The organism is Streptomyces umbrinus (assembly GCF_030817415.1).
Classification (GTDB): Bacteria; Actinomycetota; Actinomycetes; order Streptomycetales; family Streptomycetaceae; genus Streptomyces; species Streptomyces umbrinus_A.
In genome coordinates, this window is the sequence record NZ_JAUSZI010000002.1 from 2,397,922 (window position 1) to 2,424,449 (window position 26,528).

Below are 26,528 nucleotides of genomic sequence, written 5' to 3' on the forward strand. Positions count from 1 at the left end.
CTCGATCGCTCGTACGGACTTGCTTCAGGGGTGGCCTGGCACTTCCTGTTCGTGTTCGATCTGGAGAGGCGAGATGACGCAACGGCCGCCACAGGTATGGGCCGGGATCGACGTGGGGAAAGGACATCACTGGATCACCGTGGTCGATGCCGATGGCGACCCACTGTGGAACCGCAAGGTGATCAACTCCGAGCCCGACATCCTGACCGTATTCGGTGAGGTTATGGATACAGCAGACCACGTGACGTGGGCACTTGACCTCGTTGACGGGCCAGCAGCGTTGCTGCTGGGGACCCTGGCCAACCACGGTCAGAGTCCCCGGTACGTCACAGGCTCAAAGTTCGCAGCGTTCAAGAAGAGCTTCAGCGGCCAGGGCAAGTCCGACTTGAAAGACTCCTACGTCATCGCCGAGTTCGCCCGCTGTCTCAGGCGGCAGACAGTCCCGGTGCCAGCACCTCCGAGGATCACCAAGGAACTCACTCTGATCCTCTCCCACCGCAATGGCCTCTCAGTCGAACGCACCAGAACCATCAACCGCATGAGGGCCATGCTCACCAGCATCTTCCCCGAGCTGGAGCGGTCCTTCGATTTCGCCCGATCCGACGGCCCGCTGGTCTTGCTTTCCGGATACCAGACACCAGCAGCCATTCGGCGGATGGGCGAGAGCAGGCTCACAGCCTGGCTCGCCAAGCGCGGCGTGAGGAAAGCGGCAACCATCGCAGAGAAGGCAGTGACGGCCGCTAAGGCACAGGACTCAGCTATTAGCGGAGAGGACCTGGCGGCCGAGCTGGTAGCCGAACTCGCCCAGAAGATCACGCAGATGAACGTCCGCCTGAAGGAACTGGAAAGCAAGATCAAGGAAATTCTCTCCCAGCACCCCCAGGCGACCGTGCCCAGCGGGTGCGGATCCTCTGAAGGGAGGGTGGGGATCAAGCTGTGAGGCTGTACTTCTGCTGGTCGGGGCCGGGGTAGAGGCGTTGATGTTCACGGGCCGCGTGGAAGACCCAGTAGTTGTCGAAGTCGCCGTTCGTGATCAGTGTGCGGAGTTGGAGGACGGCTTCGGCGCCGTCGAGTCCCCAGCGGGCGCCGGTGATGTCGAGGCGGTCGGCGATCAGGTGGCGGCAGGCGCCTTCGACGGCGCCGGTGGCGATCGGCCAGCCGGCCGCGAGGGCGGTGTCGTAGTGAAGCTGATCGAGGTGGCCGGTGAGGTAGCGGTGGCAGGTGGTGACTGCCTCGCGGCGGGCGGCGGGAAGCCGTTCGGCTGCGGCCTGGGCGGTCATCTCGGTGGCGGCGCGCTCGGCATGTCCGGCGAGGATCGCGGTGAGTTTGTCCGCGGCCCAGGTCTCAGCCGCACGGCTGCCGGGCGGATGGAAAGCATGCGCTGCTGTCCAGCAGTACTCGGCGACATGGACGAAGTCGAGCAGGACGTTGAGGTGGATGCCGCGGCGGGCGGCTTCGGCTTGGATCAGGTCGAGTTGGTGGCGGGCGCCGTCGACGAGCACGATCCAGTCCCGCAGCTGCTGCGGGTCGCGGGCCTCGGCCTGTCCGAAGGCGTCGGCGACGACCTGTTCCGGAGGACGGATCACCGAGGCGGTGCACCATTTCTGTTCCGCCTTCGGGCCCGGCCTCGGCGGCCGGGCCTGGCTGCGACCGCCGGGCGGGTGCACGATGTCGTGCGGCCGGCGCGGGGCGGGCACGATGTCGAAGATGCAGGCCACGGTCGCCATGCGCTTGCGATTGGGCTTCTCCCCCGGAGCCAGGCGTCCGCGCCGTCCGGCCGCCGCGCTCTTGGCCGCGGCCCGGCGGGTGGCCTCGCGCAGGGCTTCGGGCCGCATCACCACCCCCTTGCCGTCGACCTGGATGACCAGCGGCATCCCGCGGGTGCACGGCGTGGGGATCTTCACCGTGTAGTAGGCGGCGATGTCGACGGCGGCAGCGACCACCAGCTCTTTGAGACGGCGCTTGCCCAGCACCTTCCCGCAGCGTCGCTCGATCGCGGCCTGGGCCTGGTCGAACGAGCCGCGAACCGCCTCCAGAACCGCGAGGCGGGCAAGCCCGCGGGAGTGCCGGCCGGCGGGGAGCGACAAGTGGGCATCCGCCGGGTGCACGTTGGACACGCCCCGGCCGCGATAGGCGATCCTGTTCACCCGGACCGGCCCGAACACGCAGGTCAGCCAGCGGGGGTGGTTGCTCTCCCGCCAGGTCCGCGTCTGTCCTTCCGGCCCGCGCACCGCCGGTTGCCCTGCGTTGATACGGGCGTCCGCTTCTTCCGTCCTCGCCCGCGCATCGAGGTGATCCTGCATCAACTGCCGCAGCAACTCGCGCCCTTGCTGTTCGAGCAGTTCCTCCAGCTCGTCGTGGGCCATGCTTTGCGCCGGGTCGTCGGCCAGCGTCGAGACAAGGCGTTCGAAGGCACCACGGGAGGCGGCATACTCATCAGGCCCGGACAAGGCGTCATAGGGTTCCATCTGGGGCTCTTCTTCGGCTCTTCTTGCGGTTCGTTTGGTTGGCACCTTCGAATCTACGGAGAAGAGCCCCTTGGTCACCGGGAGTTGACCTGGTCGGCGTCCCCGTCGTGGCGAGCGAGGGTGAACCGTCCCGGTGCGTCCTCGTCCAGCCAGCCCCGCTCCACCAGACGCTTCAGCTTTCCCCGTGTCCCCTCGATCTTCGCCGTGGTGGCCTCCAACCCGATCCGCGGCACGATCTGCTTGGCCTGCAACGGACCTGGAGCATCAGCGACGATCTCCACGATGTCCCGGTACACGTCCGGCAGCACTTGAACGACCAGGCCCTCCCGCCACGGCGGCACGGCCATCACTCCGATGCCGTGAGGCGCCGGCGCCTTGGGGTCCGGCGCATCGCGCGCCTCTGCTTCCGGCGCTGCCTGGGCGGCCGACAACTCCGCGAGCACTTGCGCGACGGTCTCCCGCGTGATCTCCAACCGCGACAGATCCGCCCGGGCCTTCTCCAGCCGGACGGCCAACTCCGCAGCCTCGGCCTGGAGTTCTTCCACCCGCTGTCGAGCCGCGGCCTCCCGCGCCTGGAGCTCTTCCGGCAACGACACCATCGCGCCCACCTCCACCCCGCCACGGTAGGAGTACGACGGCACCGCTCACACGTCAATCAGCGTCTTCCCAGCTCAGCTGCCCCTCGAAAGGATCCGCACCCTTGTCCTTTCCATGCCCGGCTTCGGCGAGCTCCTTGCGGCTGAGCTTCTCGCAGCGATCGGTGATATTTCCAGATTCCCGAGTGCTGGACGGCTCGCTGTCGCATCAGGAATGGCCCCCGTCTCCAGGGACTCCGGCTCGAACACGGGGAACCGCCAGCGCCCTACCCAGTACAGTCGGCCCCTACAACGGGCCTTCTTCCTGTCCAGCCAGTCCGCGTGCCTGACCGCGGGGACGTGGGAGAGGGAGATGTACCTGCGCAAGTACCAGGGCTACACGCACGACAGGGGCCGCCATAAGAAGGCCGTCATCGCTGTCGCCCGCCAACGAGTCTCCATCCTGTGGGCCATGCTCCGGGACGGCCGGCTCTACGAGAGGGAGTACAACCCCCGCGAGAAGGCGGCCGACGAGGCTCAGGCGGCTTGACTAAACCCATTAAGAGTCATGGAAACTGCCACAACACGAACACAGCAGCGGCGAGGGTGACACCGACAAGCCCCGCTTGCCGTCGCCGCTGTGTCCTGTTTCGGCGGCCTGCCCGGTTGACCATCAATCCCCCGCTCTTCATGATCTGTTCGCCAGTGTGGAAGCACCGGATCGTGACGCCAAGAGCGCCTTCTCGGCCACGTCGCTGGGGAGACCCATCGCGTGTAGGGGATCGCTCCCGCTCGGGTTGGCCACCGCTCTGTCCCCGGATCAAATGACGCCGGCCTGCACCTTCGGCTGAAGCCGAGTCATAATGCGGCTACTTGGTCGCGATCACGTAGAGGCATCGATGGCGTCCACGACGTGGCGCTATAGGCCGGAGCGGGTGCACGAGGCCAGGCCGGAGCGGGTGCCAGGCCGACGACGGAGAGGTCCTGCAAGGGAATCCGACAATGAGGACTCACACGGGTTCGGTCTGGTGCCAGTCGGTGGTCTGTACGTCGCCCAGGTTGGGGACGTGGGGCCAGTAGCGGGCGACTGGGCGGTGCGTGGGTCGGTGTCGGCGTGCCGGGCGAGGTGGCCGCCGAGCTCGGCCTGGACGCCGAGGTCCAGGCCGCCGACTCCGGAGGACAGGCTGCCGACCGGCGGGTCAGTGGCTGCCAGAGCGGCCCTTTCGGGCGCAGGTGCGGGAGCGGACAGTGGCTGTCGTGGCCGGTCCGTAGGCGGTTTGGGCCGTGCACTGCGGCTCGCCCGTCGTCGCGTTTCTCGTAGTGGTCTGTTGTCCGGGCCGGGTAAACACGAGGACATCTTCGTGCTGGACCACGGCGAGGGGGATGCCCTGGCGTCGGGCGTCGCGGACGTTCTTCATCTGGAAGAACGAGGGGCGCGAGATCAGGCGGCTGTCGCGGATGCCTGCGAGGAGGGCGACGCAGCGTTCGGTGGGGGTGAGTCCGGCGGCCTGGCCGGCGGCGAGGACGGCAGAGGGCAGGTCGATGAGTTCGCCGCGTTCGCGCCAGGGGCGAGTGGTGACGACCACAGTGCCGCCGGGACGCAGGACACGTCTGCACTGGGCGAGGATCTCGGTGAAGGCGTCCAGGAGTTGGTCGGTGGAGACGTGGGCGAGGTTGGAAGGGTCGTGGCTGTAGCGGTAGTCCTTCTTGACCACGCCGCGTTCGCCGGTCTCCCGGCTGGAGCGGACTTGTCCGTGTACCGAGTTCCCGTACGGCGGTGAGGTGACGACCAGGGCAACCTTGCCGTGGTGGCGTTCGTCGATCAGGTCGGTGAGCCGACGTGCATCGCCGCACGCAACGTGTCCGGTTCCATCTCCGGTTGCCTGCACAGTGCGCAGGACGTTGGCATGGGCCAGGTCAGCCCAGCGCGCTTCGTACTCGGTGCCCAGAGCGTGGCGGCCCAGGCGGATGGCCTCGACGAGGGTGGTGCCGATGCCGCACATGGGGTCCAGGACCAGTTCGCCGGGGCGGGTGTAGGCGGTGATGGCGTGGGCGGCGATCTGCGGGAGCATTTTGGCGGGGTGGGCGGCTGAGCCGGGTACGTAGCGGTGGGCGCGTTGGGCGGGGGCGGAGGTGGGGGCGGTGTTCCACACCGAGAGGGGGGAGGGCATAGCGGTTCTCCTCTTGCCTTGGCCTACGCGTGGGTGATCGCGGACAAGGCGATCAGGTCGCAGTGCGCGACCCCACGGGACGCGTCCGCGGGAACGGCAGGGACAAGGCGGTCGCCGACCGGGTGGCCATAGACGATCACGATGTGCTGGAGGTAGCGGAAGCCAGCGGTGCGAGCGGACGCGATCAGCGCGCCGAGCGGGTCGGTCAGGTGTCCGGAGTCCCGGCGCTGTCGGGTCGCCAGCAGCAGGAAACCGTCGGTGGGCAGGAGCCGGTGGGCGCGGTGGAAGAAGCCGGGCCAGCCGTCCTCCAACGACCCTGGCATCTCACTCCCGACGGGCGACAGGTTGTCGTCGGGGGCAGGGAGAGCGTCGGGGTGGAGTTCCGCGAGCAGGATCGCCGGCCCGCTCGCCTCCTCGTCGGTCGCGGCGACGAAGGGTGTGCTCGGGATGCGGGCGTCCATGCCCGGTGCCGTGTCCCGGATCGCGATCTTGAGCAGCGGGGCGGGCCGGTGGCTGGGACGTCCGACGAACTCGGTGCGGGCCTTGTCGAGCGCCCAGGCTGGCAGGACCGCGCCAGGGATGGGAGCGACGTTGGGCTCGTCCGCGTCAGGAAACCAGATCGTTGTCGGCAGCGGGTGGGGTGTACATGGGCAGGATGCGGTGGAGTTCGGCATGGGCTGGGTGGCGCCCGGGACCGAGGGTCCGGCCGTCTCGTGCTGACGTGAAGTAATAGGGAATCGGCAGTTGATCTCTGCCATCGCCCTGTGCGTGTTCGATCTCCAGGGCGGCTGTCCCAGGATTCGCGGTAGAGCCTCCGGACTTCCCCGCTGTGTGCCGTATCCGCGCAGGTCATTCCACGTGCGAGCCAGTCACGCGCCAGCGTCGAGCCACTGCCGGACCACCTCGGCTCGCAGCGCAGCAAGGGCTGACATCGGCATCGAGAATTTCTGTGTTCGATTCGCGTTCCGCATCCGAGGCCGCATTCCAGGTCATCAGGGGCGAACCGGCAGCGGGCCATCGCACTCGCCGGACCATTCGACCGCACCTGGCGCGGCACTGGCGTGCGGGTGGGCCGCTGGTGACACGACGGCCTGGGAGGGGTGGCGACGGAAGTTGTCCACGCCGTTCACAGGAGATGCGCCATGCACCACCAAGCACACCGCCCCGCTCCTCGTCCGCACAGCACCGTCCGTTCCCCTCTCGGAGAGCTGGAGCAGGCGTTCCTCGCCCTCGCCCACGACGTGGAGCCGCTCACGCTGCCCGCGCACCTGGTGTGCGACGACCCGGACCGTGCGGCGTGGCCGGTCGACCGCGTCCGCACCCACCTCGCCCATCCCTCCACCCGCCCCGAACTGCGCGAGCAGACCTGGCGTGAGGTGGTCCGGCGCGCCCGCGAGCTGGGCGAGCCGTGGGACGTGGTCGCCGTCGCCATGACCGTGCCGGTGCTGCGCCGGATGCTCGCCCGGCTGGCCCGCCCCGCCCATCTGGAGCGGGCCGAGGTCGAGCAGGAGGCGCTGGCCGCCGTCGCCACCACCCTGCACACGGTGGATCGTGGCGTGGAGCGTGTGGACCGGGAGCTGTTCAGCGCGGCCGACCGGGCCGTGCACCGGCTGGTGTACGCCGCACACCGCCGCGCCCTGCGCGAAACCGGCCAGGCAGCGGCCCAGCTCGACCACCTCTGCTCCGCTCCGCAAGAAGAGTGCGGTGAGCTGGCGGACGAACTCACCGTGCTCGCCCGTGCCGTGCAGACCGGTGTGGTGGACGTGGCCGAGGCGCGGCTGATCGCCCGTACCCGCCTCGATGGTGAACCCATGCAGCGTCTGGCGGCCGAGCACGGGGTGAGTGTGCGTCAGCTCTACCGGCACCGTAGCGCCGCCGAACAGCACCTGGCTGCCCATCTGCAGCACCGGCTGCAAGCCCAGTAGGCGCCCAACCGGGGGACTTTCGGCGGCGGGATGTCAATTCCCGCCGCCCGGATCTCTATTCACGATGACAGCGGCCCAGCCCGGTTCCGGTCCGGACCGCTCGTCCTGGTCCGGGGCGGCAGTCAATGTCTCGGGCCGGATCTCCGCACGGTGCGGGGTGAGCACGACCGTCTCGTGCTGACACCCCGAGAATCCCCTCCCGCCGCGCTCCACGAGGAGGCAGGCCCCCGGGCCAAGGGTTCCGCTCACCCCGCACCCGATTTTCGTCCGCTCTTCTGGGGCGTCCGTCTGCTGTCGTCCTGTCCGGCTGTGTGCCCGATGGAGGTGTGCTGCCCATGCCCGCAAGGCTCCCCCGGCCGCACCGGCCAGCGATCCGTCCGCTGGGCCGCTGGGTTTCCCGGCTCGCGTTCACCACGGCTTTCACCACGTTCGTGCTGCTGGCGGAGCCGCCGTATGTGTGGGCAGTGGCCACCGTGCCCGAGGTGATCACGAATCTGCGGAACTGGATCATCGGTATTCTCTCGGGACTCGCCACCTTGTTCCTCACCTTCGGCGGACTGCGCTACCTCATGGCCAGCAGCGATCCGGGGGAAGTCGAGGCCGCCAAACGGGCGTTGAAGGCCGCGGCGATCGGCTACGGTCTGGCGATCCTTGCCCCGGTCATCGTCACGGTGCTCCAGGAGATCGTCGGCGCAGAAGGCGGAGGCGGGCAGTGACCCGCGCCGCGCGTCTCGTCCGCGCCCTGCCCTTGCTGTTCAGTCTGGGCGTCCTCGTCATGGTTCCGTCGACCGCCCAGCCCGCTGTCGCGGACACAGTGCACTCGGCGGCACAGGCACCCGCGGCCCCGGAGCCACCCCAACCCGAACCGGGACACGCGCCCGGTCCCGTATCTCCAGATCCCACGCCCGATCCCACGCCCGGGCCAACCCCCGCCCCAGGACTCCCCACCCCCGAACCGGACCGGCTCCAGCCCGTGGCCCCGACACCAGGGCCGACGCCCCCGGCGTGCGAGGCCACGGATACTGAGTGCGACAAGGGCACCGCGTGGGGCTTCCTCGATATCCCCGGCATGATCGTGAACGCGGTCACCTCGTTCCTCGGCATGCTGATCGAGCAGCTCATGAAGCCGGTCCGCGAATTCCTCGCCGACACCCTGCTCGCGACCCCCGACGTCACGAAGCACGCCGACATCAAACGGCTGTGGACCGCCATGCTGGGGATCACCGCCGGGATCTATGTGCTGTTCGTGACCGCGGGCGGCATCACGGTCATGGGCTACGAGACCGTCCAGACCCGCTACGCGCTCAAACAGATCGCCCCGCGGCTGCTGCTGGGGATGGTCGCGGCGGCCACCTCGCTGACCGTGATGGGCAAGGCGATCGCCCTGTCCAACGCCCTCGCCCACGCGATCATGGCCACCGACATGACGGACGCCGGGCAGGGCATGGTCGAACGCGTTCTGCCCTTCGCCCTGTTCGGCGCCCCGGGACTGACCCTGTACCTGCTGCTCCTGGCGATCGTGATGATCGCGCTGGTGCTCGCGGTGCTGATCGGCTTCCTGGTGCGCGTCGCGGTGATGGCGCTGCTGGCCGTGGCCGCTCCGCTCGCCCTGGCATGTCACGGCCATCCGCTTACCGACCCGGTCGCCCGCCTGTGGTGGCGGGCCCTGGCAGGCTGCCTCGCCATCCAGATCGCCCAGTCGATGACGTTCATCCTCGCGCTGAAACTCTTCTTCGCCCCCGGCGCCACCACCCTGGGCATCCCCAAGTCCGCCCAGCTGGGCACCATGCTCGCCGGACTGGCCCTGTTCTGGGTGCTGTTCAAGATTCCCGGCTGGACCCTGCAGGTCATCCTGCGCGGCACGCCCATCCAAAACCCGCACGCGCCCACCGGCGTGCGGGTGATCAAACACCTGGCCATGTATCGGTTCATGGACCACTACCTGCCCGGCGTGAATCAGCTGCGCCGCCCCGGCCGAGGAGGCGGCGGGGCCGGGCCCGGTCTGGGACGCGGCGGACCGGGAGGCGGAGGCGGCCGCCCGGGACCTGGAGGAAGAGGAGGAGGCCGACCATCGCGCCCCGGACCCGGGCCGGGGCGTGGGCCCGGTGGGGGCGTGCGGGGCCTGGGCCGCGGATGGCTCGCCCGGGGCCGCATCGCCCTGGGCCGCCCCGGCCGCCCGGGGCCCGCCGGCGGCGCCGGGCCTGCCGGACCGGCAACCAGACATCGGCGCAGGGCGGGTGCCCTCGGCGGCACGCACCCGGCACCCGCCACCACCGGCACTCCCGGCGCCACTCCCCTCGTCCGTACGCCGAGAGGTCCCCGAGCTGTCATCCACCCCGCGCAAGCCCGCCGGCTACGGCAACTGGCCCTCCCCATCACCGCCCAGCGCACGCCGGCCCGCTCCCCAAGGCCCACCCAGATGTGGCTGCCGATCCGCGCCGACCGCGTCCCCCCACCACCAGCGCCAGCAGGCACCCGGCCCACCACTCCGCCATCCCGCCCAGCCCCGACCCGGGCCCCGGTGCCGCGTGCGCGGCAACTGGCCCTGCCCGTCCCCGCACGCCGTGTACGCGTACGCCCGCCGCGCCCCATGCAGCTGCGGCTGCCCCTTGAACCGCCCCGGAGGTAACCCCGTATGACCGCAACCGACGACCCGGCGGACACTCCGTACGCCACGCGCATTCCCGCCGACATCTCGCGTCCCGACCGCCTCCTGGGTCCGTTCACGGCCCGGCAGACCGCCATCCTCACCGTCGCTGGACTCGTGTTGTACGGCGGCTGGTGGGCCACACGCCCCTTCATCGCGCCGCTCGCGTACGCGGCCCTGGTCATTCCCGTCGCCGGGGCGCTGGCCGCGCTCGCACTCGGCCAGCGGGAGGGCATCGGCCTGGACCGTTTCCTACTCGCCGCCCTCGCTCACGCCCGCACACCCAAACGCCGGGTCCACGCCCCCGAAGGCGTCCCGCCCCTGCCCACCGTCGTCCCCGCACACTGGGTCCAAGCGGTGGGGCCTCCCCCGGCCGCGATGGACATGCCGTACGACGGCATCACCGCAGACGGCGTACTCGACCTGGGCAGCGAGGGAACAGCCGCCATGGCAACCTGCTCCACGGTCAACTTCGAGCTGCGCTCGGCGGCCGAACAGCAGGGCCTGACCGCGGCGTTCGCACGCTGGCTCAACTCCCTGACCGGGCCCACCCAGCTGCTGGTGCGCTGCCACCGCATCGACCTCACCCCGCTCGCCGACACCCTGCACCAGGACGCCGCCGCACTGCCGCACCCCGCGCTCGAACACGCTGCCCGCGCGCACGCCGACTTCCTCGCCGACCTCGCCACCGGCGGCAACCTACTCGGCCGGCAGATCGTGCTGGTCGCCCGCGAAGAAGCCGCCACGCACGGCATGCGGCGGACCTCGGGCGCCGGGCGGGCACTGCAGCGCGTCCACGAGGCCACCCGCGCACTCAACTCCGCCGAGATCACCGTCACCGCCCTGAACGCCGAACAGAGTGCCGACCTGGTCCGTGCGGCGTGCAACCCCGACACCCCGACCCCGTACGACGACGAACCGGAAGGCAACCTGGCATGACCCGACCCCTCTTCAGCCACCGACGACAGGCCAGCGCGGAAGAGCCGGCCGTCGACGGCGCCCTGCTGCTGGATGCGGCCGGTCCCGAGGCCATCGAGGTGCACGCACGCGCCCTCGCCGTGGGCGCGCACCTGGCCACCACACTGGTGGTCACCGGCTACCCGGCCGAAGTCACCGCGGGCTGGCTCGCCCCGCTGCTGAACTTCCCCGGCCACCTCGACCTCGCCCTGCACATCGAACCGGTCCCCAACCCAGTGGCCGCCGCCGGGCTGAAGAAGCAACGCGCCCGGCTGGAATCCGGCCGCCGCACCGGCTACGACAAGGGCCACCTGGACGACCCGGAGGTGGAAGCCGCCGCCGCGGACGCCGCCGACCTCGCCTACCGCATCGCCCGCGGCGAGGGAAAACTCTTCCACGTCGCCCTGTACCTGACCGTGCACGCCCACGACGAGGACACCCTCGCCGAGCAGGCCGCCGCCGTCCGCGCGATCGCCGAGTCCCTGCTCATGACGGTGGCCCCGACCACCTACCGGGCCCTGCCGGGCTGGCTGGCCACCCTCCCGCTCGGCATCGACACGCTCAAGATCCGCCGCACCTTCGACACCGCCGCGCTCGCCGCCTGTTTCCCTTTCACCAGCCCCGACCTGCCCATCGCCACCGGCCACGACGGCGCCGCGTCGGGGGTGCTGTATGGGCTGAACGCCGTCTCCGGCGCTCCCGTCGTCTGGGACCGCTTCGGCCAGGACAACTACAACTCCATCACTCTGGCCCGCTCCGGCGCTGGCAAGTCCTACCTCGCCAAACTCGAGCTGCTGCGGCTGCTGTTCACCGGCGCCACGGCCTCGGTGATCGACCCGGAGGACGAGTACGTGCGCCTCGCCGAGACCGTCGGCGGCAGCGTCATCGCGCTCGGCGCCGACGGCGTACGCCTCAACCCCTTCGATCTCCCGGCCACGGCGGACGGCGGGGAGGACGTCCTGACGCGGCGTGTGCTGTTCCTGCACACCTTCCTCGCAGTCCTGCTGGGCGCCGAGCTTTCCGCGGCCGAGAAGGCGGTCCTCGACCGGGCGGTTCTCGCCGCGTACGCGCACGCCGGGATCACTGCCGACGCCCGCACCTGGACTCGCACTCCGCCCCAACTCGCCGATCTTGCCACGGTGCTGGCCAAGGACGGCAGTCCCACGGCTGTGGATCTCGCCGACCGGCTGGTCCCGTACACCACCGGCTCGCACGCTCAGTTGTTCAACGGTCCCAGTACTGCCGCCATCTGCGGGCACCTGGTGGTGTTCGCGCTGCGGCAATTGCCCGAAGAGGTCAAGGCCCCGGCGATGCTGCTGGCCTTGGACGCGATCTGGCGGCAGGTCACCTCCCGCCCCCAGTCGGGCCGTCACCTCGTGGTGGTCGACGAGGCGTGGCTGCTGATGCGGGACGGGGCCGGCGCCCGGTTCCTGTTCCGCATGGCCAAGGCTGCCCGCAAGTACTGGACGGGCCTGGCTGTGGTCACCCAGGACGCCGACGACGTGCTCGCCTCCGATCTGGGGCGGGCCATCGTGTCGAACGCGGCGACCCAGGTCCTGCTGCGCCAGGCCCCGCAGGCCATCGACACGATCAGCGAGAACTTTCATCTCTGCCACGGCGAGCGGGAGTTCCTGCTCTCCGCGACCCGCGGCGAGGCCCTGCTGCTGACCGGCGACCGCCGCCACAAGGTCGCCCTGATCAGCATCGCGGCACCCGGCGAACACGAAGTGATCACCACGGACCCGGGCGAACTCGCCGCCCAGCACACTGCCCGGCACGTGGACGACGCCCCCGAACCCGATGGCCCTTCCATCGATGATGGCGTCGGCGAGGGGTGGGACCTATGACACCATTCGAGCCGTACGTACGGCTCGCCACAGCCGGGCCGCACGGATGGCTGGTCGACTTCCTCACCCGCCCCGAATCCCTCGGGTCCGCCGCGTTTGGTGCGGCGTTCGGCTGGTGCACTGCGTCCGCGCCCATCCTGATCCCCGCCCTCTTGGTAGCCACAGCCTGTGGATACGCCGCCCGGCGCCGCCTGCTGCGTGCACGGCACCAACGCCTCGCCGACGGCGCCCGCCTGGTGGAGATCCTGACCCCACCGCACGTGGCACCCAAGGGCGGTGAAGTCCTGTGGGCTCAGCTCTCCGGCCTCCTGCGCCCGTGGTGGCGCCGCATCACCACCGGTCAGCCCCACCTCGCCTTCGAGTACACCTGGTCCCACACCGGCCTGCGGATCCGCCTGTGGGTCCCGGGCACGGTGCCGCTCGGCCTGGTGCGCCGCGCGCTGGAGGCCGCCTGGCCCGGCGCCCACACCCGCATCGTCGAGCCCGGCCCTCTGCTGCCAGCGGGGCATGCCGTGACCGCCGGACGGCTGCGACCGGCCCGCCCCGACGTGGTGGCGCTGCGCACCGGCCACGACAGCGACCCGTTGCGCGCACTGCTGCAGGCCGCGACCGGCATGGCGGAGGACGAGTCCGCGTGCGTGCAGATCCTGGCCCGTCCGGCCACCGGCGGCGCGCTGCGCCGCGCCCGCCGCCAGGCCCGCAGTCTGAAGGCCGGACACCCTCCCGCCCGGCTGCCCGCCCTGGCCGCGCTGCTCCTGCACCGCGCCCAGCCCGCCGCCACGGGCAGGCAGGATCCCGAACACGGCGCCGTCGTACGGCAGTCGGCGGCCAAACTCTGCGGCCCTCAGTGGCAGTGCGTCCTCACCTACGCCGCCACCTGCACCCCCGAGCAGGAGCGGGCCCAGGATGCGGCGCGGGGCCGGGCCCACGCGATCGCGTCCGCTTTCGGCCTCTACGCAGACCGTAACCATTTCGCCCGCGCCCGCCTGCTCCGTCCCGAACCGCACCTGAGTGCCCGCCGGTTCCCTTCTGCGCGGCCCGCGCTGCTGTCGGTACCGGAACTCGCCGCGCTCGCCCACCTTCCCCTTGATGCGGACGCCCCGGGCGTGCAGAGGGCCGGTGCCCGCTCCGTCCTGCCGCCCCCACCGGTCCCCGAACCCGCACCCGGGAACGGGGTCAAGCCTGTGGGCCGCTCCGATGTCGGCGCCCGCCGCAGTGTCGGCCTCGCGGTCGCCGACGCCCGCCACCACCTCCATGTCATGGGCGCGACCGGCTCCGGCAAGTCCACCCTCATCGCGAACCTCGCCCTCGACGACGTACGAAACCACCGCGGCGTCATCGTCATCGACCCCAAGGGCGACCTGATCACCGACCTGCTGGACCGCCTGCCCGACACCTGCGCCGACCGGCTCGTCCTCATCGACCCCGACGACCCGCACACCCCGCCCTGTCTGAACGTGCTGGACGGGGCGGACATCGACGTCGTCGTCGACAACCTCACCGGCATCTTCCGCCGGATCTTCAGCGCCTTCTGGGGACCGCGGACCGACGACGTGATGCGCGCCGCCTGCCTGACCCTCCTCAAACACCGCGAACGCACCCGCCAACTGGTCACCCTCGCCGACGTCCCCCGCCTACTCGGCGAAAGCGCCTACCGGCTGCGCATCATCCCCGCCCTCAAGGACCCTGTGCTGCGCGGCTTCTGGGCCTGGTACGAATCAATGTCCGAGCCCTCCCGCGCGGCCGTGATCGGCCCGGTGATGAACAAGCTCCGCGCCTTCCTGCTGCGCGACTTCGCCCGCCGCGCGATCGCCGCCGGCCCCTCCACCTTCGACCTCACCAGCGTCCTCGACGGCGGCATCCTCCTCGCCCGCCTGCCCAAGGGCGCGCTCGGCGAGGAGACCGCCCGACTGCTCGGCTCGTTCATCGTCGCCGGAACCTGGCAGGCCGCAGCCGCCCGCGCCCGCACCCCCGAACACACCCGGATCGACGCAACCTTGAGCATCGACGAGGCACACAACTTCCTCACCCTGCCCTACCCGCTGGAGGACATGCTCGCCGAAGCCCGCGGCTACCGGCTGTCCATGCTGCTGGCCCACCAGCACCTCGCTCAGCTCCCGCGCGACCTGCGCGAGGGCATCTCCGCCAACGCCCGCAACAAGGTCTTCTTCAACGCCTCCCCCGAGGACGCCACTTCGCTGGAGCGCCACACCCTGCCGACGCTGGCCGCGCACGACCTCGCCCACCTCGGCCCCTACCAGGCAGCCGCCCACCTCCTTGCCGGCGGCGCAGAATCCGCCGCATTCACCCTCACCACCCGCCCCCTGCCACCGTCCGTGCCCGGCCGCGCCAAAGACCTGCGCGCGGCAGCCGCCTCCCGGACCGGACCCCGCCCGGCCACCCGCCCCTGATTCACATCTCCGTACGCATCCGCACGCACCCGGTGGTGAATCTGTCATGACCGCACTGCCCCGCCCCGCCTACGGCCCCGGTTCCCGCTACACCGCCCGCGCCGCCACCACCCGCCCGCGCCCCGCCCGGCACACCGACATCGCAGCACTCACCCGCGTCCTCACCCACCGCGACCTGTGGCTGGTGAGGATGCTCCACGAACACCGCGTCCTGACCACCCACCAGATCGCCGCCCTCGCCTACACCTCCTTGCGCTCCGCACAGCGGCGCCTGCGCACCCTGCACCGGCACGCCGTCCTCGACTCCTTCCGCCCCCTCACCCAGAACGGATCCGCCCCCGAGCACTACACCCTCGGCCCTGCCGGCGCCGCCCTGCTCGCCGCCCACACCGGATGCGACCTCGCAGACCTCGGCTGGCGTCCCAGCCACACCGGCCGCATCGCCTACTCCCCTTCCCTCGGCCACGACCTCGGCGTCAACGAACTCCTCACCCACCTCGCCGCCCGCACCCACACTGCCCGGGACGCCGCACTGGCCCTGTGGCTCTCCGAGCACTCCTGCGCCCGCCGCTGGGGCGACATCGTCCGCCCCGACGCGTACGCCCACTGGCAGGAGGGCAACCACCTTCTGCCGTTCTTCCTCGAATACGACACCGGCAGCCAGCCGCTGGCCCGCGTCGAGGTGAAACTCGCCGGCTACGCCGCCTTCACCAGCGCCACGAGCAGCCGCCCGGCCCTGCTCATCCACACGCGCACCGCCTCCCGCGACCAAGCTCTGCGCCGCCGCCTCGCCGCCCCCGCACGCGAGATGGGCCTGACCATCGCGACCTCCTCCGCAGACTTCACAACGTCCACTCCGTGGGGTCCCTGGTGGAGTCCGCTTCAGCCCGCAGACACCCGGCGCACCACCCTCAGCCACCTCGCCGCCCGCTGGACTCACCTCGAGGCGGCCGCCGGACTGGAGCCGACGGATGCCGACACCGCCCTCACCCTCCCGGTTCCCCCACTCCCACCCACGCCCAACTCGGCATCATGAGCTCCCTGTTCGCCAAGGCCGCCGGCGGCATCGGGTGCACGGTCCTCGCGCTGCCCCTGCTGGCCGCGCTCGTCGTGGCCGCGCTGCTCGGCAGCGCGCCACCCGGCGCCGGCGTGTCGGCGGCGCCGAGCAGACGAGCCCTCGCCGATATCCCGCCCTACCTGCTCGCCCTCTACCAGCGCGCGGCCCCCGAATGTCCGGGCCTGTCCTGGAGCGTCCTCGCCGCGATCGGGAAGGTCGAGACCGACCACGCCCGCCACCCCACCATGGTGTCCTCGGCAGGAGCCGTGGGGCCCATGCAATTCCTGCCGTCCACCTTCAAGGCATACGCGCACCCCGTGCCACCCGGCGGAAAGAAGCCACCGACGCCCTGGGATCCGGTCGACGCCGTCCACGCCTCCGCCCGACTACTGTGCGCCAACGGCGCGAGGAACGGCCGCAACCTGCGCCGCGCCATCTGGCACTACAACCACAGCGACGCATATGTGGACCAGGTACTGAAGATCGCAGACGGGTATGCCACCGCACCCGCCGCCACTGGCGCCGCGACCGCAGCGGTCGCCTTCGCCCACGCCCAGCTCGGCACCCCGTACGTGTGGGGCGGCAACGGCCCCGCCGACGGCGGCTTCGACTGCTCCGGGCTCACCCAGGCCGCCTACCGCACCGCCGGGATCACCATCCCCCGCGTCGCCCAGACCCAGTACAACCACGGCCCCCGCCTCCCGAGAGGCGCACAACTGGCCCCAGGGGATCTGCTGTTCTTCGGCACCAGCCCCGGCAACATCACCCACGTCGCGCTCTACACCGGCCACGGACAGGCCATCGACGCACCACGCCCCGGCGCCGTCGTCCGCCAAGGCCCCGCGAACACCAACACCGCCGCCTTCCAGGGCGCCACCAGGCCCGCGGCGCCAGGCGGTGGTGGCCGGTGAAGCAGGTTGCCGCCCGCGAAGCCATCGGCCTGCTCAAGTCCATGACCCGCGTGCTGTGCGCCGTCGGGATCCTGGCTCTGGTCTTCACCACGGTCAACGTCACCCGCTTCGCCACCAGCCGCGACGTCCCCCTGCCCATCGCGGTTCTTCTCGACCCGATGATCGGCACCGCGCTCGCCGGTGTCCTGTACGTGGACGCACGCCTGGCCGCCTGGGGGATCAGCCCGCCGGCCTGGTCGACCGCGCTGCGCTGGGGCGCCGGATGTACCGCCGCCTTGATGAACTCCTGGGAGTCTCTGTGGCCCGACGGGCAGATCGGCTGGCCCCGGCGGGCCGATCCGGCAGCCGTGCTGCTGCACCTGACCCCGGCCCTGCTCCTGATCGCCCTGACGGAAACGATCGCCGCCTACCGACGGACCGTCACCGACCTCCTGGACCGCATCGGCTCCACCGATCCTCCCGAGCAGCCCACCTCGCCCGCCACCGCCGCACACCGATCGGCCAGGGAGCACATCGATCCGCGCACCACCGATCCCGATCCGCTCAACACTCCCTCCCCAGAGGGCAGATCCGACGCCGCGCCCGCAACAGCCAACAGTCCCGCCACCGGCGTCAGCCACGACACGCCCCACGCAGGCGTCGACACACCCCGCATGCAGCCCGTGGCACCCAAACCCCCAGGGCGCGGCGACACAGCGTCAAACGCCGACGTGTGGCCGCGCGCCGTCGCACTGGACGACGCGGCCCGCGCCGCCACCGGGAAAGCGGTGAGCGTCTGGAAACTGCGCACCGATCTGCGCATCGGCCCACGACGCGCCCGACAACTGAGCGAGCAGCTCCTGAGCCACCACCCCAACCCAACGTCCTCGGCCAGATGAACTGCCCCGCTCCGCCATCCGATCAGCCCTTCCCCAAACCGATCCGATCCGTCGCACGGAATCTCTCAACGCCCGCCCACCGATCGGCACACCAGCTCTCACCGGCCCGCACCCGTTCCACCCGAAGACCGAGACACCGCTCTGAGCTGGCCCGATCCGGACGTGATCGAGCCGCTTGACTTCCCGGCGGAGCAGAGCGTCCATGGTCGTGGCCAGCGAACCGAGCGGGTTCCTCAACCCTGAACCCGCTCGCACCACGGCCACGTTCGCCCGGGACAAACGCGATGCGCACGCGCCCGGCGAACCCCCGCAACCCGCACACGCGGGTCCGCACCCCGGCCGGGGACCTCAATCGCCAGACACCATGGAAACGAGGTTCCCTCATGTCCGACACCGCCATCGACGCCACACGTACGCTGCACGCAGTCCCCACCCCCGAGCCGCTGACCGGACTGACCGGCGCAGCCGCCGCGATCTACACCGCGCTGGCCTGCCTCACCGAACCGGTCACGGCCGCCGAACTCGCCCTAGGCGCAGGCGTTGGCCGCTCCACCGCCGGAAAGGCCCTCACCACCCTTGAAGAACAAGGCCTGGCCGTACGCACCCCCGGCGGCCACGACGGCCCCCGCCGCACCCCCGACCACTGGCGCGCCGCGGCCACCCAGGCAACCAGCAACGGCGACGGCCCCAGCGATCAGGAGCCCATCAGCGCCCAGCCGGAACCTCCCATCGCAGACAACTCGGAGCCGGTCGGCAACAGCATCGACCGTGAGGGTGCCCCTGCTGCCGAGACCACACCCGACAGCCCTGCTGCACCGGATGACAGCAGCGCGGAGGCCGTCACCGCCTCGGTGACCGAGGCGCCACAGGACACCGCGGGCGACGAGGATGGCTCGCACGCCGAGGGCGGCAGCGACGACTCGGAGGACGAGGACACAGCTGCCCCGCAGGCCAACACGGTGCAGCCGGCGCCACCGGCAGAAGCGATCACCCTGCCGGGTGAGAGGAAGCGGCTCGCACCCGGTGCACTGCGACAGATGGTCATCGACCACCTTGAGGCGCATCCCGGTGAGGCGTTCACCGCCACCAAGATCAGCCGTGTGATCGAGAAGTCCTCGGGCGCCATCGCCAACGCACTGGTCACCCTCGCCAGGCAGGGCATCGCCGAGCAGGTGACCAACAAGCCGCTCACCTACCGTCTGACAGCGCCGAAGGGCGACTGACGGCCGACCGGCCATAGCAAACCGGACTGGTTCCCACGGGGGTTGGGAACCAGCCCGGCTGCATTTCGAGTCTTCCACACCCCATGGCTGCGGTCGGGGAGGGCAGGGGCTCGGTGGCTGATTTCCTGAGCCCGATCGTGGCCGTGGTGTCAGCGGCAATCGCCGTCTACGCGGCGTACTGGGCCCGGCGCTCCGCACGCGGCACCTTCGCGCACGCGGCGTACGAACTGGCGCGCGCCTTGCACACGGACCACACCGCCGGGGCGGCCACCGCCCAAGCGCGGGAGGCGCTGGAACACTTCCTCAGCACAGCCCACTATCGCTAGCCCGGCCCGGACAGTCTCCCGCCCGCCGTAGGAACGTGCGAGGTCCTGGGCGTGTACTTCACGCTGCTGTGGTGCTTCGCGCACATCCTGATCGGCCGTCGCAGCCTCACCTGCCAGCAGGACTGGAACGACACCGGCCCAGCGGTGACCGTCCTCGACCACCTGCTCACCTGGCGTCTGAAGGGCTGGGCGGAGCGTCGGCCGGCCATGCGCGCGGCCCTCAAAGCACCTGGCTGGGTATCGGATCTGCGCGATTACGACTCCCTGGGCAGCTTCTGCGACCACCGGCCCCAACGAGCGCATCGCCCTGTTGCGCACGCTCATCCGCGAAAAGGACGGCCGGGGTATGGGCGTGACCTGACGGACAGCATCTGCCCCTCCCGGAGCGCGAGGGGCAGCACTTGGGTCCGGTCACGGGCCGGTGCGAGCCAGTCCCTCCTTGCCCCACGCCACCAGGGACGAGTGCACGTATCCGGTGACGCCGGTGTGCTTCATCGTGACCTTGACCCACGTTCCGTCGCCTTCGGCCCAGCCGTGCGCCGTGCAGGTGTTTCCCCTGTACGCGGTGCCGAGCGCCGCGGCGTTCGTGCGGGGCTTGGCACGCACCGTTGCCGAGGAAGCAGTGATACGGCAGAAGTCCTTCTTGGCGGCCACCGATCCGGCAGGCACCTGTACCGGTGCCGCGGCGGCAGCCGCAGGAGTCGATAGCGCGAACAGCGGGGCGGCGAGCATGCTCGCGGCGATCAGCGAGGAGTGGCGGCGGTGCAACAGGCGTTCCTTTCCAGCGGGTTCAGCAGACGGACTGAAGAATGCCCGATTCTTACACCTAATCCACCATCTTAGTATCTCTACAGGCGTGTTACGCCGATTAAGTAGACCTCGCCCTGCTTCGCGTATACGCCTCTTACGTGGGGGACAACCAGCGGACATGCCCCAGCCCGCCGCGTGCGGGCCGCGGAGCGGAGCGCCGCGTCGCGTATGACTTCGACCAGAGGAGCAGGAAAATGACCCCGTCTCGCGTGCGACGCCGTCTGCGCCCAACCGCCGTCGGGCTACTGGGCTTTGTCGCATGGTGCGGGATGCTTGGCCCGGCAGCACCGGCCGAGGCGCACGCCCAGAGCCAGGCTGAAGCGACGCACTGCAAGATTCGGATCACGGGCGAGAAGGTCGCCGTACGCATGCCGCAGGGCGACGCCAAGGTCGCCCGGCCTGACTCCCCCGTCGTGCGCTACGTCCACCGCGGCGACGTGATCCGCAACAACTTCTGTCTCATCGCCCGCGGCCGCACCATGAGTGGGCCGCTCTACCGCAAGTGCGACAAGGACGGCTACAACTGGTACATCGTCGTAGGCGGGCAGGTCCCGGTGACCTGCGCCAAACGCGTCAAGTAGGGCCGGAGTTCACAGGGGCACTCGACGGGCGCAGACCGGGTACTCCACTGCGCCCTGTCGGTGCGCCGGCTGTGAGCCGCAGCGGTTGGTGTTCCGGTCTCGCGCCGACGGTCTGCCCCACCGAGATCCAGTGGATCCACTTCGCCGGGGCGCGCCGTCACAGGTTCATCGGCACCGTGAATGCCGCCATGGTGGGTGTTCAACACCGGGAAACCTCATGCGTGCGGGTCGTCATGGCGGCGTGACCTCAGTCAGCGTGCCCAGGGCGCGCGCCAGGCGCAGGGCGAGGCTGCGGCCCTGGTTGGGGCCGTCCGCGAAGCCGCGGCAGATCGCCGGGGACTCGCTTCCGAGAGTTTTGTGGCACACCACATGCCCCTCCGCCTGCTGCGCCTGGCTGACCATGCCGACGACGCGGCCCGATTGCAGGTCCATCAGATTGCCCGGACGGAAGATGCAGGTCGTACACATCTCGGCGCACAGCCGTACGGCGCCGGTGAGCGGATCGGCGACATCGGCGTACGGCCCATTGTCCTCGGGCTCGACGCCATCGTCGTAGGTGAGGCTCCGCTGCGGCGATTCGCTGTGACTGTGTGCGGTGCGCCGGTTCATCGCCGTCCTCCGCACCCTGCGTGCCCACAACCGCCGCAGAACCCGCCGCTGTTGCACGGACACGGGCAGCGTCCCGGTACGCCGCGCCGGGCGGCCGGTCGGCTGACCGGCGCTTGGAATCGTGCGGTGGTGGGTGGCGGGGTGTCGTCGGGGTCGGGTGCGGTGCGCCGGACGGCCGCCTCGAGCAGGCAAGTGCGGGCCGACCGGGGCAGGCGGTCGAGTGCCTGAAGGCAGCAGTCCAGGTGCGGGTCCTCCGGCCTTACGGGGGTACGGGTGCAGGCCAGCAGGTGTGCGGCGGAGTCCGCCACGAGCCAGGCGAGGGCCAGCGGGTCCAGGCTGCCGCGGTCCTCGACCGGCAGGTGGTCCGCCGCACGTACCAACAGCGCGGTGAGGGAAGGGACGTCATCCTCCTCAGCCGTGGCAAGGAGTGCATGGGCGTGGCCGAGAAGCTGGTGCACCAGCAGGGGACGCTGTGGCTGACGGCTACCGGGCATGGGTGGAAGTCCTTCCAGGAGAGCGGGGCGGTGCGGCGCCCCGGCCCGATGTGAGGGCGGGTGGGGGCGGGGGCCCGGTGTGGGCCCCCGCGTGGTCAACTGCGCTGGGTCACACTCCGGTGCGCCGCGTGGCGGCCTGATAGCTCTCCAGGACGAAGGTGAGTTGGTTCATCTGCTGGGCGAAGCGTGCGGCGTGGAGGTCGGTGGCGTGGCCGGTGTTGGTGAGCAGGCCGGTGACCGGGACGAAGGCCGGGTCCACGCGGGGGTTGAGGGTGTTGTCGATGCGGTCGCGTACGTGGGCGGCGTGGCGGCGCAGTTTGCCGTGGAGTCGGTCGGCCTCGCGGGCGGTGTTGCAGACCAGATCGGCCAGCTCTGCCAGGGCGGTGCCGCGCTCCTGGCGCTGGCTGCCGAGAAGCCGGTAGCCGTCCTCCCCGAGGGTCACGCGGAGGGCATCGGCCCCAGGCGAGCAACGAAGAGTGGAGTCTGAACCCGGCGAGATGGAAGGGATATTGGCCGGGGCGGCGGTGCCACGGATGCCACTGATGCTGTCGGTCATGGCGGTTGAGATCCTTTCTTGTGGAGCGGGTGGTGGGGGTTTAGAGGGTTTCGCCGTAGCGGCAGGTGCTGGTGTGGCCGTCGTCATCGCTGAAGGTGTCCGGCAGCGTGTCCGTGTGCAGCGCGTCCTCGGGCGTCAGCGGGGCACGGGCCAGGTGGGTGCCGAGATCGGCGAGGTGCCGGATGGTGGCGAGCGGGACCTGGCCGGTGCATTGGGGGCAGGGGCCGAGCAGTTCCAGCGGCTCGTCGTCGTAGATCGGGAAGCGGGCGAGGAAGACGTACTTCTCACTCGTGTCGGGGCAGGTGGCGGTGGCCAGCACGGGTTCGCCGGGGGTGGTACGGCGGCGCAGCCAGTCCGGGGCGGTGGTGATCTGGTCCAGCCCGAGTCCGAGGGCGGCGGCCAGGCGTACGGCGGTGCGGGCGTGCTCTTCGCCCCGGTAGGGGCCATGTGGGCTGATCGCGGTGGTGTGGCGGATGAACACGGCGGCGGCGTGGGCGCGTTCGGCGAGTGACGTCATGGGATTCGGTCCCCTTCACGGTGGAGGCGGGTGTGCGGCGGGGTGCCGCCCCCCGGCGGATGCCGGGGGCGGCAACGGGTCAGGGCTGGGTGGTGGCCAGGGCGGCGGTGGCGGCCTGGCCGATCGCTGCGGCGGCCTGGGCCGGGTCGGTGAGTTCGAGCACGGTGGTGCCGGGCAGCGGGCGGGGGTCGGGGTCGAAGGCGAGCCACAGCACCGCGCAGCCGGTCGCGCGCAGGGCGGTGATGCGCTCGGCGGCGCGGGCGGCCTCCTCCTGGCGGTAGTAGCCGTCGGAGGCGATCACGAGGAGGCGGCCCGCACCTGGCCGGTCGAGGTCAATGCCCGCTGTCAGGGCGTCGAGGGCCTCGGCGAGGCTGTGACCCAAGCCGCCCGCGTCGAACTGAGTGACCCGCTGCGGGGCACGGCCTGGTGCGGTGATCGCGGTCACCGACCGGTCGTAGGCGACGGTCGCGCTGCGCGAGTCGGGGTCGGTGAGGGCTGCGGCCTTGGCGAGGATCCAGGCGGCCGAGGCGATCGGACCTGCGGCGGCGCTCATGGAGCCGGAGACGTCCACCGCGATGCCCACCCGCAGGGGCGGGGTCGGGTTGGGCCGGTGCACGGTACGCGTCCAGGGGGTTGCCGTCGGGGTGGCGCCTGCGGCCTTCTGGGCGTCCCGGGCCAGGGCCTGGCGCATGTTCAGGCGTCCGGGCGGGGCCGCCGAGGAGGTGACCGTGGTGATGCGTTCCCGGTAGGCGGCCGCCCGCAGCGCCCGCGCCAGCTGCCCAGCGGCCGCCTTCTCGGCACCGGTGGGCAGGCGGCTGCCGGTCACCGGGGAGCGGCCGCGCTGGCCTTTGACGGGTTTGCCGGGGGTGTAGGGGCGCTGGCCGGGCGCGAAGACCTTCTCGGCCGTCTTCGCGGCCTGCCGCGCCTGGGCCACCTGGGCCGCCTTCGCCTGCTTCCGGGCGGTGCGGGCCGCCTCGACGCGCGCATGGGCTGCCGCCTGCGCCGTCTCGTTTGCGGTCACCGCAGCCACGACCTTGCCGATCGCCTCGGCCAACTCGCCCCTGCGGCCCGTGGGGTCGGGGACGGGTTCCGGGCTGGCGGGGTCGGCGCCGAGCGCCTGGCACCAGGCCTCGGCGTGCTCCAGCATCGTCTGGCCGTCCTCGTCGGCGGTGGCGTGGGCGGCCGACCAGATCTGGGCGAGGTGTTCCAGCAGGTCGGAGCCGAGGATGCCGGTGATGGTGTTGGCCAGCGTTTCGGTCTCGTCCTCATCGAGGATTCCGGCGTCCCGGCGGGCCAGGATCAGCCCGGCCGCCGCTGCGGCCTGCCACCGGTCGGTGGGGGTCTGGCTGGTGAAGTCCGCCAGGACCAGGGTGTGTACGGCGGATCGCAGGAAGCGGCGATCTCCCGGGCGGCGGGCGAGGTGGGCGTGTTCGGCGCGGGATTCCTCCAGCAGCTGGGCCGCCGAGTCCAGGGCAGTGCCGCGCAGCGGGGGCGGGGTGCTCCAGCGGCTGTGGGCGGCGTGTGCGGCCTCGTGGGTGAAGGCACCCCAGGCGACCGGGTAGCGCTCCTCGTCGCCGGACCGCGCGGGGTCGATGGTGGCCGGGTTCAGCGGGGCGAAGAGGGCCCGGTCGATTTCCAGGGCGGCCAGGGTCGGGAAGAAGGCGGCGGGTGCTCCGGAGCGGGTCTGTTCCTCGCAGGTGACGAGCACGTCCTCGCGTCCGGCGAGTTCGGGAAGGCGCTCGGCCATCGCGGCGGCGATGCGCAGCCACTGCCCGGCCTGCGGGCCCGGGGGCGGTTCGTAGGCGGGGCCGCCGTCGTCCTCCCAGCGGGCGGTGGCCCATTGGGTCTCGGTCAGGGCGGGCGGGGTGTGCTGGACGTGGGCCTGGGTGTGTGCGGGCATGGCGGATCGGTCCCTTCCGGGGATGTGGCGGGGTGGGGTGTCGGCCGATGGCCGGAGCGGGGCTGGGTGCAGGAGGCGGGCGCAGGCGGTCGTCAGAGCTGGCGGCCCAGGGTCAGGGCCGTGACCGGGCGGCCGATGGCCTTGGTGACGATCTCGGCGACCGTGTCCCGGTCTTCCAGCGGGGCGATGCCGACCAGGTTGGCGAAGGCGGCCTCGGTGCCCAGCACATCGGCGATCTTCTGAAAGGCGATCAATTCCCGCAGCTGCGGGGCCCAGCCCACCTCGCCCCCCTGCTGGCTGGTCGCCAGGTGGCGGGCGATCCGCACGGCCGTCCGGTTGATCTTCAGGGAGGCGGCCAGGTCGTAGTCCGAGCCGACCTGGATCTGTACCGAGAACCGGGAGGCGAGGGCCTCGGTGAGGACCGCCCCATGGACGCCTGGGTTGTGTCCGGCGATCACGTAGAAGCCCTCGGCGGCGGTGATCGTCTCACCCTTGTGCGCCTTGACCTGGATCTGCCTGCGCCCGTCCATCGCCGGATACAGGGCGGCCAGGACCTTCGGGGAGATCAGGGTGGCGTCGTCCAGGAGGAGGGCGCGGCCTTCCTGCATGGCGGTCACGAGCGGGCCGTAGATGAACTCGTAGCCGCCGTTCGCCGCCTGGGTGTACTCGCCGATCAGGTCACCGACCGTGGTGTCCCCGTCCCCGGCGACCGTGATCAGGTCCGGGAAGGCCGCCTCGATCAGGGAGGTCTTCCCGGTGCCCGGCGGCCCGTACAGCAACACCGCCACCTGCGCCTCGCGCAGCCGCCGCAACGCCTCCACATCCGGCAACTGCGCCAGCGCCCGGGGGTGGTACTGCTGCCCGTTCGGGCGCGTGATCGGCCCTGGCCGCCCGCCCGGCGGCCCGGCAGCAGGGGCCTGCGGGGCGGCCGGTCGCGGCACCCGGGGTGTACTGCCCGGGGCGGGCGGGGCCGGTACGGAGCGCTGCGCGGCTGCGGCCGTGGCCGAAGTCGCCCGGTACATACGGGGTTTGGAACCGACCAGTTCCGCCTCACCCCGGCACACCAGCGTCTCGCACGCGTTGCCGACCGCCCCGCCCGAATGCCCCAGCATCCTCGCCAGCTCCGTGACACTGAACTGCGCTGCCGCATTCGCCATCAGGGCCTGCGCGATCCTCGCCCGCAGCTCCCCCGGGCGGACCTTGCCGCTCGTGCCGGGCGCTGAACTCACAGGCGCCGCCGGAGCATTCGGCGCGGTGGAGGCGGACTGCTGCGGCACGGGGACAGGAGGCGGGGAGGCAGGTGTGGCGGTACCGGTCATCAGTCGAGCCCTTTCACTGAATTACCCGAGGCGGCCGCATTTCGAATTCAGAGGAGGCGGCCATTTTTTAGGCGCACTCCACCCGTAATCCGTTTCCGGGCGGACCCCATTAGCGGCTTTTCTGTTCCCGGCCTTTCCGGGAACAATTCAAATATAGCTCGACTCGCACCCCACCTGAAGCCGCATTCCGGCTTGATAATGCTGGAATTCTCGCGAATTCACGACGGGAATTCAGGGGAATTCCCGTCCGTGCGACGCAAGGCGTCGTGGGCGGCGGTCTGCACGACCGATTCCCAGTCGCCCGCACCCGCCAGCCCCCGTCAATTCGAATGCACGGCGCCCGGCA

25 protein-coding genes and 1 pseudogene are annotated in these 26,528 nt (G+C 71.0%); 16 read left to right on the forward strand and 10 right to left on the reverse strand.

Annotated elements, in window-relative coordinates; genetic code table 11:
- Positions 1-73 precede the first annotated feature (73 nt).
- Positions 74-940 carry an IS110 family transposase gene (locus QF035_RS11155; RefSeq protein WP_307519948.1) on the forward strand — a complete coding sequence of 289 codons (867 nt, stop codon included), beginning with the start codon at positions 74-76 and terminating at the stop codon, positions 938-940.
- On the opposite strand, the gene QF035_RS11160 is transcribed toward QF035_RS11155, so the two are convergent.
- A complete protein-coding gene (locus tag QF035_RS11160) occupies positions 930-2,468 on the reverse strand; it encodes an ISKra4 family transposase (RefSeq protein WP_307519950.1) in 1,539 nt (512 codons plus the stop codon). The two genes, QF035_RS11155 and QF035_RS11160, sit on opposite strands and share 11 nt — an antisense overlap.
- Positions 2,469-2,542: 74 nt before the next feature.
- Positions 2,543-3,067, reverse strand: coding sequence for a hypothetical protein (locus QF035_RS11165; RefSeq protein WP_307519952.1), 525 nt, complete (start codon positions 3,065-3,067; stop codon positions 2,543-2,545).
- Positions 3,068-3,158: 91 nt separating this feature from the next.
- On the opposite strand from QF035_RS11165, the pseudogene QF035_RS55720 reads away from it, so the two are divergent.
- Positions 3,159-3,407: pseudogene (locus QF035_RS55720) on the forward strand (transposase); the annotation flags it as partial.
- Positions 3,408-3,416: 9 nt separating this feature from the next.
- Complete coding sequence (locus QF035_RS11170) at positions 3,417-3,593, forward strand: hypothetical protein (RefSeq protein ID WP_307519953.1); 177 nt, start codon at positions 3,417-3,419, stop codon at positions 3,591-3,593.
- 649 nt (positions 3,594-4,242) lie between these two features.
- Here the strand turns inward: QF035_RS11170 and QF035_RS11175 are convergent.
- Entirely contained in the window at positions 4,243-5,214 is a 972-nt protein-coding gene (locus QF035_RS11175) for a TRM11 family SAM-dependent methyltransferase (protein ID WP_307519955.1), read from the reverse strand.
- A gap of 23 nt (positions 5,215-5,237) precedes the next feature.
- A complete protein-coding gene (locus tag QF035_RS11180; protein ID WP_307519956.1) occupies positions 5,238-5,972 on the reverse strand; it encodes a hypothetical protein in 735 nt (244 codons plus the stop codon).
- Between the two features lie 384 nt (positions 5,973-6,356).
- Between QF035_RS11180 and QF035_RS11185 the strand changes: the two genes are divergently transcribed.
- The 11 genes from QF035_RS11185 (at position 6,357) to QF035_RS11235 (ending at position 19,396) form a co-directional block, all read left to right on the forward strand.
- Positions 6,357-7,139, forward strand: coding sequence for a hypothetical protein (locus QF035_RS11185; protein WP_307519957.1), 783 nt, complete (start codon positions 6,357-6,359; stop codon positions 7,137-7,139).
- A gap of 335 nt (positions 7,140-7,474) precedes the next feature.
- The gene (locus tag QF035_RS11190; protein ID WP_307519959.1) at positions 7,475-7,855 is read left to right on the forward strand and encodes a pilin; all 381 of its coding nucleotides are present in this window, start codon (positions 7,475-7,477) and stop codon (positions 7,853-7,855) included.
- Between the two features lie 353 nt (positions 7,856-8,208).
- Positions 8,209-9,768: a hypothetical protein gene (locus QF035_RS11195; RefSeq protein WP_307519962.1), complete on the forward strand. Its 1,560-nt coding sequence runs from the start codon at positions 8,209-8,211 to the stop codon at positions 9,766-9,768.
- Between the two features lie 6 nt (positions 9,769-9,774).
- Complete coding sequence (locus QF035_RS11200) at positions 9,775-10,725, forward strand: PrgI family protein (RefSeq protein WP_307519964.1); 951 nt, start codon at positions 9,775-9,777, stop codon at positions 10,723-10,725.
- Complete coding sequence (locus QF035_RS11205) at positions 10,722-12,590, forward strand: VirB4 family type IV secretion system protein (RefSeq protein WP_307519965.1); 1,869 nt, start codon at positions 10,722-10,724, stop codon at positions 12,588-12,590. Before QF035_RS11200 ends, QF035_RS11205 begins: the two co-directional genes overlap by 4 nt.
- Positions 12,587-15,001, forward strand: a complete 2,415-nt coding sequence (locus QF035_RS11210; RefSeq protein WP_307519966.1) for a helicase HerA domain-containing protein — start codon at positions 12,587-12,589, stop codon at positions 14,999-15,001. Before QF035_RS11205 ends, QF035_RS11210 begins: the two co-directional genes overlap by 4 nt.
- Before the next feature lie 46 nt (positions 15,002-15,047).
- Positions 15,048-16,037: a replication-relaxation family protein gene (locus QF035_RS11215; protein ID WP_307519967.1), complete on the forward strand. Its 990-nt coding sequence runs from the start codon at positions 15,048-15,050 to the stop codon at positions 16,035-16,037.
- On the forward strand, positions 16,034-16,969 hold the full coding sequence (locus tag QF035_RS11220; RefSeq protein ID WP_307519968.1) for a C40 family peptidase: 936 nt from the start codon (positions 16,034-16,036) through the stop codon (positions 16,967-16,969). Before QF035_RS11215 ends, QF035_RS11220 begins: the two co-directional genes overlap by 4 nt.
- Positions 16,966-17,847, forward strand: coding sequence for an extensin (locus QF035_RS11225; protein ID WP_307519969.1), 882 nt, complete (start codon positions 16,966-16,968; stop codon positions 17,845-17,847). Before QF035_RS11220 ends, QF035_RS11225 begins: the two co-directional genes overlap by 4 nt.
- Before the next feature lie 383 nt (positions 17,848-18,230).
- Complete coding sequence (locus QF035_RS11230) at positions 18,231-19,070, forward strand: MarR family transcriptional regulator (RefSeq protein WP_307519971.1); 840 nt, start codon at positions 18,231-18,233, stop codon at positions 19,068-19,070.
- 113 nt (positions 19,071-19,183) lie between these two features.
- Positions 19,184-19,396 carry a hypothetical protein gene (locus QF035_RS11235; RefSeq protein WP_307519973.1) on the forward strand — a complete coding sequence of 71 codons (213 nt, stop codon included), beginning with the start codon at positions 19,184-19,186 and terminating at the stop codon, positions 19,394-19,396.
- 411 nt (positions 19,397-19,807) lie between these two features.
- Here the strand turns inward: QF035_RS11235 and QF035_RS11240 are convergent, their stop codons facing one another.
- Positions 19,808-20,164 carry an SH3 domain-containing protein gene (locus QF035_RS11240; protein WP_307519974.1) on the reverse strand — a complete coding sequence of 119 codons (357 nt, stop codon included), beginning with the start codon at positions 20,162-20,164 and terminating at the stop codon, positions 19,808-19,810.
- 311 nt (positions 20,165-20,475) lie between these two features.
- Here QF035_RS11240 and QF035_RS11245 point away from each other — a divergent pair, with 311 nt between their 5' ends.
- Entirely contained in the window at positions 20,476-20,787 is a 312-nt protein-coding gene (locus QF035_RS11245; RefSeq protein WP_307519975.1) for a hypothetical protein, read from the forward strand.
- Between the two features lie 231 nt (positions 20,788-21,018).
- Here QF035_RS11245 and QF035_RS11250 read toward each other — a convergent pair whose 3' ends face one another.
- Positions 21,019-21,396, reverse strand: a complete 378-nt coding sequence (locus tag QF035_RS11250) for a hypothetical protein (protein ID WP_307519977.1) — start codon at positions 21,394-21,396, stop codon at positions 21,019-21,021.
- A 287-nt stretch (positions 21,397-21,683) separates the two neighbouring features.
- On the opposite strand from QF035_RS11250, the gene QF035_RS11255 reads away from it, so the two are divergent.
- The gene (locus tag QF035_RS11255; RefSeq protein ID WP_307519978.1) at positions 21,684-21,944 is read left to right on the forward strand and encodes a hypothetical protein; all 261 of its coding nucleotides are present in this window, start codon (positions 21,684-21,686) and stop codon (positions 21,942-21,944) included.
- Between the two features lie 55 nt (positions 21,945-21,999).
- Here QF035_RS11255 and QF035_RS11260 read toward each other — a convergent pair whose 3' ends face one another.
- The 4 genes from QF035_RS11260 to QF035_RS11275 all read right to left on the reverse strand — a co-directional run bounded on the left by QF035_RS11260 (position 22,000) and on the right by QF035_RS11275 (position 26,182).
- A complete protein-coding gene (locus QF035_RS11260) occupies positions 22,000-22,332 on the reverse strand; it encodes a hypothetical protein (protein WP_307519980.1) in 333 nt (110 codons plus the stop codon).
- A 154-nt stretch (positions 22,333-22,486) separates the two neighbouring features.
- Positions 22,487-22,963 (reverse strand): hypothetical protein, encoded by a 477-nt coding sequence (locus QF035_RS11265; RefSeq protein ID WP_307519982.1) that lies wholly within the window; start codon positions 22,961-22,963, stop codon positions 22,487-22,489.
- A gap of 79 nt (positions 22,964-23,042) precedes the next feature.
- Positions 23,043-24,863 carry a VWA domain-containing protein gene (locus QF035_RS11270; protein ID WP_307519983.1) on the reverse strand — a complete coding sequence of 607 codons (1,821 nt, stop codon included), beginning with the start codon at positions 24,861-24,863 and terminating at the stop codon, positions 23,043-23,045.
- A gap of 92 nt (positions 24,864-24,955) precedes the next feature.
- A complete protein-coding gene (locus tag QF035_RS11275; RefSeq protein WP_373466631.1) occupies positions 24,956-26,182 on the reverse strand; it encodes an AAA family ATPase in 1,227 nt (408 codons plus the stop codon).
- Positions 26,183-26,528: the final 346 nt, after the last annotated feature.

What these genes read in the sequence shown, in the direction of transcription:
- QF035_RS11155 (WP_307519948.1), top strand. Translation starts at nt 74, where the DNA reads ATGACGCAACGGCCGCCACAGGTATGGGCCGGGATCGACGTGGGGAAA.
- QF035_RS11160 (WP_307519950.1), bottom strand. Translation starts at nt 2,468, where the DNA reads ATGGAACCCTATGACGCCTTGTCCGGGCCTGATGAGTATGCCGCCTCC.
- QF035_RS11165 (WP_307519952.1), bottom strand. Translation starts at nt 3,067, where the DNA reads ATGGTGTCGTTGCCGGAAGAGCTCCAGGCGCGGGAGGCCGCGGCTCGA.
- QF035_RS11170 (WP_307519953.1), top strand. Translation starts at nt 3,417, where the DNA reads ATGTACCTGCGCAAGTACCAGGGCTACACGCACGACAGGGGCCGCCAT.
- QF035_RS11175 (WP_307519955.1), bottom strand. Translation starts at nt 5,214, where the DNA reads ATGCCCTCCCCCCTCTCGGTGTGGAACACCGCCCCCACCTCCGCCCCC.
- QF035_RS11180 (WP_307519956.1), bottom strand. Translation starts at nt 5,972, where the DNA reads ATGGCAGAGATCAACTGCCGATTCCCTATTACTTCACGTCAGCACGAG.
- QF035_RS11185 (WP_307519957.1), top strand. Translation starts at nt 6,357, where the DNA reads ATGCACCACCAAGCACACCGCCCCGCTCCTCGTCCGCACAGCACCGTC.
- QF035_RS11190 (WP_307519959.1), top strand. Translation starts at nt 7,475, where the DNA reads ATGCCCGCAAGGCTCCCCCGGCCGCACCGGCCAGCGATCCGTCCGCTG.
- QF035_RS11195 (WP_307519962.1), top strand. Translation starts at nt 8,209, where the DNA reads ATGATCGTGAACGCGGTCACCTCGTTCCTCGGCATGCTGATCGAGCAG.
- QF035_RS11200 (WP_307519964.1), top strand. Translation starts at nt 9,775, where the DNA reads ATGACCGCAACCGACGACCCGGCGGACACTCCGTACGCCACGCGCATT.
- QF035_RS11205 (WP_307519965.1), top strand. Translation starts at nt 10,722, where the DNA reads ATGACCCGACCCCTCTTCAGCCACCGACGACAGGCCAGCGCGGAAGAG.
- QF035_RS11210 (WP_307519966.1), top strand. Translation starts at nt 12,587, where the DNA reads ATGACACCATTCGAGCCGTACGTACGGCTCGCCACAGCCGGGCCGCAC.
- QF035_RS11215 (WP_307519967.1), top strand. Translation starts at nt 15,048, where the DNA reads ATGACCGCACTGCCCCGCCCCGCCTACGGCCCCGGTTCCCGCTACACC.
- QF035_RS11220 (WP_307519968.1), top strand. Translation starts at nt 16,034, where the DNA reads ATGAGCTCCCTGTTCGCCAAGGCCGCCGGCGGCATCGGGTGCACGGTC.
- QF035_RS11230 (WP_307519971.1), top strand. Translation starts at nt 18,231, where the DNA reads ATGTCCGACACCGCCATCGACGCCACACGTACGCTGCACGCAGTCCCC.
- QF035_RS11245 (WP_307519975.1), top strand. Translation starts at nt 20,476, where the DNA reads ATGCTTGGCCCGGCAGCACCGGCCGAGGCGCACGCCCAGAGCCAGGCT.
- QF035_RS11250 (WP_307519977.1), bottom strand. Translation starts at nt 21,396, where the DNA reads ATGAACCGGCGCACCGCACACAGTCACAGCGAATCGCCGCAGCGGAGC.
- QF035_RS11265 (WP_307519982.1), bottom strand. Translation starts at nt 22,963, where the DNA reads ATGACGTCACTCGCCGAACGCGCCCACGCCGCCGCCGTGTTCATCCGC.
- QF035_RS11270 (WP_307519983.1), bottom strand. Translation starts at nt 24,863, where the DNA reads ATGCCCGCACACACCCAGGCCCACGTCCAGCACACCCCGCCCGCCCTG.
- QF035_RS11275 (WP_373466631.1), bottom strand. Translation starts at nt 26,182, where the DNA reads ATGACCGGTACCGCCACACCTGCCTCCCCGCCTCCTGTCCCCGTGCCG.